Raw genomic sequence first — 6,485 nt, forward strand, 5'->3', positions numbered from 1 at the left:
TTGTTGGTGGGGCGGTGGTTGTTGGTGCGGTGATTGCGTTTGGGGTGTGGCGGAGGGTGCGGCGGGCTTGAGTGGGGCCGTCGGCGCCACTGGGTGGCTCGGTTGTGGTCGGCGTTGGGAAGGTACTGGCTTTGGGTGGGGCAAGGTGCGGTGACGTGGCTGGTGTTTGCTGGGTAGGGTCGTGGGAGTGGTATGGGTGTTTTTATATGAGTAGTTAGAGATAGTCTATTTAGGCCACATCTATCTGTTTGGCCAGCTATCGTGGATCGTGTCAGAACAGGCGTGCGGGGAACACGTCGAAGGGATACGACGATGGTCGACCCGCTGCGCCAGCTCAGTGATGCCACGGCTTGCCTGGCTGCGCTCGATCCGCTCGGCTACGACGCTGATGGCAGCTTGGCTGTGGCCAAGGCTGCGGAGCAGGTGTCGCGGGCTGCGGAGGGGGTGCTGGTCCGGTGTGTCCGGACGTGGCATGACCGGGGTGATCCGGTGCAGACGCCGGAGACTACGCGCGAGGAGTTGTCGTGGCGCGCTACTGATGCTGCTCGTAAGGCGCTCATTGTCAATCTTGGGCGGACGCGGGGGGATGCTGGGCGGCTGATAGCCACGGTCAAGGCGTTGCGGAAGGATCCGCTGACTGAGGAGGCGCTGCGGACCGGGGATATCTCGGCGCCGCAGGCGCGGATTATTGCTGAGGCGTTGGCTGCGCTGGTGCAGCAGCCGGATGCGGTGGTTGAGCAGGTTCGTCGGGCGCTGATTGCCAGGGCTGTGGCTGAGGGGGCCGAGAGTCTGCGGCAGCATGCTGAGGATGCTGCGCATCGGGTGGCGCCGGCGACGGTGCTCAATCGGGCTCGGGCTGCTGAGGAGAAGCGCGGGTTCTTTATGACGCCGGTGCTGGATGGCTATCTGCCCGGTGGGTTTCTGTCCACCACCGGTGGTGATGTGTTGCTGACGGCGTTGGATGCGCTGGCCGGGGACGAGAGTGGGCAGGCTGACCAGGCCGATGATCTCGCCCAGGCGCGGGCTGATGCCCTGGTGCAGATCGCGGAGGACCGGCTTCGGACGGGGGATCTGCCGCAGCGGCATAACGGTCCGACGACCATGACCATTGTGATGCGGGCCGATGCGGCGCTGGGGTTGCCGGGGGCGCCGGCTGCGCGGACGGGGCGTGGGCGGGCTGTGCCGGCGGCGGAGGCGCACATGTTGCGGTGCGAGGCGGCGTTGCGGGCGGTGTTGGTGGATGGGGACGGGGAGGTTCTGTGGCAGGGGCGGAAGCGGCGGCGTGCGACGCGGGCCCAGTACGAGGCGATGGCCGTGCGCGACGGGGGTTGCACGGCGGCGGGGTGTGATCGGCCGACGCGTGAGTGCGACGCACACCATGACATGCCGTGGGCTGAGGGCGGCCATACCGATGTGCACCAGATGCGGCTGCTGTGCCGTCGGCATCATCGGGAGCTGCACGATGAGCTGTGGCTGCGCCAGCACGGGTGGCAGGAAGCGGAGGTCAAGGCCCACAACGAGCGGCGGAAGTTCGATCGGCCGCGGGTGCCCTGGTACGCCGACACGCCAGCCTGGTATCCGGGGCCGAGTCCGTGGCGGCCGGAGGCTGAGGATGCGGAAGTCGCGAGCGCGAAGTCCCAGCGTGCGGAGTCTGCGGGCGGTGTTGCGTGATGAACGGCATCATCCGGCGGGTCTGGCGGTCAGCCCTTCAGGTTGCGCACCTGTCCGTAGACGCCGAGAACGGCCATCAGCACCGGCAGCACGGCAAGGAGGATCACGCCCTCGACCATCTCGACGGCGCGGGCCCAGCGCGGCGGCATGATCGGTTCGGAGGTGCCGCGGCGGGGGCGGATGGAGGCCAGGCCGAGGGCCAAGAGCGCGATCACGATCAGGAGCGGGGCGAGCCACATGGCACGGAGGTCGGGCAAGGCGTTCGCGGCCATCGCGCTGAAGGCGATCACCAGGCCGGTCAGGCCGCTGATAGCCGCGGCGAGGACCTGGGCGCGTTCGCGAAAGAGCCGGGCACGGCAGAGCATCACGCCGGAGACGAGGATCGCGAGCGCCTGCTCCCAGACCGTGTGCGGTCCGCGCGACGAGGTCTGCATGGCGCTGATCGGGATGACGAGGAGGGCGACGCTGAGCACGAGCAGGGTGCCGACGCCCGCCGTCAGGCCGGTCAGCATGTCGAGGGTGCGGGCCACGCGCAGGCCGACCACGTAGTTGTTGACCGGCGAGCCTTCGAAGTCGCCGGGTTCGACGCCGCTGGTCGGGGGTTCGATGACGAAGCGGGCGGCGGCCATCGCGGCGAAGGGCAGCAGTTCGACGGCCAAAGCGCAGAAGGCGGCGACGACGCCGATGCCGGCGGCTGGGCTCGCCTTGGTCACCAGCAAGCCGATACCGGCGGCGGTGGCGACCAGGCCTACGGTCGCCCCTGCCACCGGCACCGCGATCCGGCGGCCGACGCCGATGATCGCGGCGAGGGCCACGATGAGGACCGCGATGGCCCCGGCGGTGAAGTGGGCACGGCCGAGACCGTGGCCGGTCGCGGGATCGGCGGAGAGCAGGCCCGCGCCGGCGATGAAGGCGTAAGGGAGCGACGACGCCGACAGCACGACTGCCGCCGTGTAGTCACGCTGGTGGTGCGCGCCGGTCGCCCAGGCCATCGCTTCGGCGACGGTGGGCCAGGCCGCGAGGCTGCCGAGGCCGCCGTCGCGGACACTGCGGGTGGCGCGGTTGGCCGCGGCGCTGGAGACAGAACGAGTCGTGGCAGGCCGCGGGTCGGGAACGTCAGCACCGAACGACGAGAGATCGAAGCTCGTCTCCGGTTCGGCGTGGCCGGAGTCCGGGTCCTCGTACGAGTAGCCATACGCAGGGCTCTGACCAAGTGGCGGGCCGAAGCTCGACGTCGACTGGTAGCCCGGTTCGGCATCGCGAGGATTCACTCGATCGTGTGCAATAGCCGGATGACCGTGGAGTCGGCCACGTCGCGGAAGACCGGAAGGCCCAGCCGGCCCAGCGCTGTCTCCGTACCCGTAATAACTACCCCGCCCGACGGCGGACTGGTCGTACCGGGCCCGCCAGATCGCGAGCCCGAACAACACCAGCGTGATCGCGCCTGCGATCAAGCCCTTCCAGCCGTGGAACGTCCCAGTGTTGGAGGACCAGAGCACCACCGCGCCGAGCGCCGAGGCGACGGCGACGACGGCCAGAGCCGTCGCGCGCAAGGCGGCGACGCTCCACTGCGAACCGCCGGCGATGACCGCTTCGGCGACGGCGTCCGCGATGTCGTCGTGGACCGCGGGCTCGGGGACGTCGTCGGCGGAGCGCAGGCGCAGCACGCTGCCGTGGACCACGCCCTGCTCCGTCAACGACGTGGCGGTGTCCAGCGGGACGCCGTCGGCGCCGGTGAGGACGTAGCCGGTGAGGGCGGCGGCGATCGCGGCCGGGGTCACAAGCGGGTCGCCGACGAGGCGGAGGAGTTCCGGGAGCAGTTCGGCCAGCGGGACGTCATCGGGCAGCGCCACATCGACGCGACGGGTGGGGGCGACGACGGTGACCCGGCAGTGGCCGGTTGCCGTGCCGGGTCGCCCGGCGACCCCGGAACCTGCAGTCATGCCGTAATGGTAGCCAGCCGGTCACTCCGAATACCCTTCACAGGTGAGTACGACCTCTGTCATCCGCGGACCGCGTCGCCCGTCGCCGGAAATGCCGAGCGGCTCCGTGGTCCTGCATCCGCCGCCGGAAGTACCGCGCGGCGGCGGGGACGGGCATTGGGCCCTGAACCTGCTGCCGATGGTGGCCGGACTGGGGTCGGTGGTGTTCTTCTTCGTACCGGGCGCCAATGCCCTGATGATGATCATCGGTGCCGTGACGTTCGCCTCCAGCCTGGTGTTCGGCCTGGTGTCGGCGGTCCGGCAGCGCAACGGCGGCAAGGGGAAGTCGGCGGACGCCCGGCGCGACTACCTGCGGCATCTCGCGCTTGCCCGAACAGAAGTCGCGGCTGCGGCGCGGGCTCAGAAGGTGGCTGCCCGCTATGCGAATCCGGACCCGGACACGTTGTGGAGTCTGGTCGCGCTGCGCGAACGGCTGTGGGAGCGGCGACAGTCCGACCCGGACTTCCTGACCGTACGGATCGGCCGGGGTACCGCGCGCCTGGCGACACGGCTGGTGCCGCCGGAGACCGCTCCGATGCAGGAGCTGGAGCCGATGTGCGCGGACGCGCTGCGCCGCCTGCTCGCGGTCCACGGGACCCTGCCGGATCAGCCGGTCGCGATCCCGCTGCGGTCGATCTCGCGCCTCGTCGTGGGCGGTGGGTCCGGATCTTCGGCGGTGTGTGCGCTGGTGGCACAGCTGGTGACGTTCCACTCCCCCGACGACCTCAAGGTCTGCGTCGTCGCGGACAGCGACCGGATCCCGCGCTGGGACTGGCTCAAGTGGCTGCCGCACGCCCAGCACCCGAGCGCGCAGGATGCCGCCGGCCAGCAGCGCATGATCTACGACGATCCGGCGGACGCCGAGGCGGGCCTGGAGGAACTGCTGGGCGAGCGACCCCGGTTCACGTCGATCGTCTCGTTGATCGATCGCCCGCATGTGATCGTCATCCTCGACAACGCGTCGAAGCCGTCGGCCGACGTGCAGCTGATCCCCGACGATGGCTTGCTGGGCGCGACGGTCGTCGAGATCGTGGCCGCGACCGACCCGCGGCAACGGTCCAAGCGACACCAGATGGCAGTGCAGATCGGCCCCGACCGCACCGCGACCGTGGAATTGCCGGATGGCCGGACCGGTTCCGGCGAGCGTGGCTTCACGGTTCGCGTCGACACGCTGAGCCTGGCGCAGGCCGAAGCGCTGGCCCGGCAGCTGGCTCCGCTGCACCTGTCGGCCGGTGGCGGCGAGGAGCCACTGCTGTCGGCGCTGGACTTCACCGACCTGCTCGGGATCGAGGACGCCGCCGAGATCTATGCGCCGAGCTTGTGGCAGCGTGGCGCGAGCTCGCCGAACGAGCGCTTGCGCGTGCCGATCGGGGTCGGCGAGGACGGCGAACCGGTTCTGCTGGATCTGAAGGAGGCCGCGCTCGGCGGCATGGGTCCGCACGGTCTGTGCATCGGTGCGACCGGCTCGGGCAAATCAGAACTCTTGCGCAGCCTGGTCTCCGCGTTGGCCCTGACGCATTCGAGCGAGCAGGTCAACTTCATCCTGGCCGACTTCAAGGGCGGCGCGACGTTCGCGGGTTTGGCGGCGCTGCCGCATGTGGCCGCGGTGATCACCAACCTCGCGGACGACCTGACCTTGGTGGACCGGATGCGCGACGCGCTGACCGGCGAGCTGAACCGCCGCCAGGAGCTGCTGAAGCGTGCCGGGAACGTGAAGAACGTGCACGACTACGAGAAGGCCCGCGCGGGCAACGCGAGCCTGGTTCCGCTGCCGTCGCTGCTGCTGGTCGTCGACGAGTTCTCCGAACTGCTCACCGCGCGGCCGGAGTTCATCGAGATGTTCTTACAGATCGGCCGCATCGGGCGCTCCCTTGGCGTGCACCTCTTGCTGGCCTCGCAGCGGTTGGAGGAGGGGCGGCTGCGTGGGCTCGATACCTTCCTTTCCTACCGGCTGGGATTGAAGACCTTCTCCGCCGCCGAGTCGCGCGCCGTGCTCGGTGTCTCGGACGCCCACAACCTGCCGAGCGTGCCGGGGTCCGGATATCTGAAGTTCGACAACGAGTCGATGACCCGGTTCAAGGCCGCTTATGTATCAGGGTCCTATGGCCGCGCCGCCAAAGCGCCTTCGGCGCCGGTGACGCGCCGCGCGCTCCACCAGCGCCCGGTCTGGTTCACCGCCCTCCATCAGGCGCCGGTCCTGGCATTGCGCGCCGGCTCTACAGAACGGGAGCGAAGTCTGGGTAATACCTCGTCGTTGAATGCGCTGGAGCCGGTCGGGGACTACCAGAAGTCGGCCGCGACGGTGCTCGACGTGATCGTGGACCGGTTGGCCGGGTTCGGGCCGGCGGCACACCAGGTCTGGCTGCCGCCGCTGGCCAAGCCGCCGACGCTGGAGAGCTTGCTGCCCGGCCTCGCGGTCAGCGCAGACCGCGGGCTGTCGGCAGCAGGCTGGCAGGGCAACGGTCAGTTGCGCGTGCCGGTGGGCATCATCGACCGGCCGGCCCACCAGCGTCAGGATCCGTATGTGCTGGACCTGTCCGGCGCCGGCGGGCACGTGCTGGTCGCCGGCGGGCCGCGGTCAGGCAAGTCGACGACGTTGCGCACGCTGATGTTCGGCCTCGCGCTGACCCACACGCCCACGGAGGTGCGCTTCCTGGTCGTCGACCTCGGAGGCGGGACGCTCGCACCGCTGGCCGGGATGCCGCACGTCTCGGCGGTCGCCGGGCGGGCGAATCCCGAGCTGGTGCGGCGGATCGTCGCCGAGGCCGTCGGGATGCTCGACCGGCGGGAGGCCGCCGGCGAGGCGGGGGTCGGCGAGGCGGGGGTCTGCGA

The 6,485-nt window shown here is 70.0% G+C and carries 3 protein-coding genes; 2 read left to right on the forward strand and 1 reads right to left on the reverse strand.

Annotated features, from left to right (window positions below; all coding sequences use genetic code 11):
• Positions 1 to 312 precede the first annotated feature (312 nt).
• Positions 313 to 1,671, forward strand: coding sequence for an HNH endonuclease signature motif containing protein (locus IZR01_RS47235; protein WP_194927666.1), 1,359 nt, complete (start codon positions 313 to 315; stop codon positions 1,669 to 1,671).
• Positions 1,672 to 1,700: 29 nt separating this feature from the next.
• On the opposite strand, the gene IZR01_RS47240 is transcribed toward IZR01_RS47235, so the two are convergent.
• Positions 1,701 to 3,614, reverse strand: a complete 1,914-nt coding sequence (locus tag IZR01_RS47240) for an EsaB/YukD family protein (protein ID WP_194927667.1) — start codon at positions 3,612 to 3,614, stop codon at positions 1,701 to 1,703.
• A 43-nt stretch (positions 3,615 to 3,657) separates the two neighbouring features.
• Between IZR01_RS47240 and eccCa the strand changes: the two genes are divergently transcribed.
• Positions 3,658 to 6,485 (forward strand): type VII secretion protein EccCa (gene eccCa, locus IZR01_RS47245; RefSeq protein WP_194927668.1); only part of this gene is annotated, 2,828 nt, incomplete at its 3' end.

The organism is Catenulispora pinisilvae, from assembly GCF_015356865.1.
Classification (GTDB): Bacteria; Actinomycetota; Actinomycetes; order Streptomycetales; family Catenulisporaceae; genus Catenulispora; species Catenulispora pinisilvae.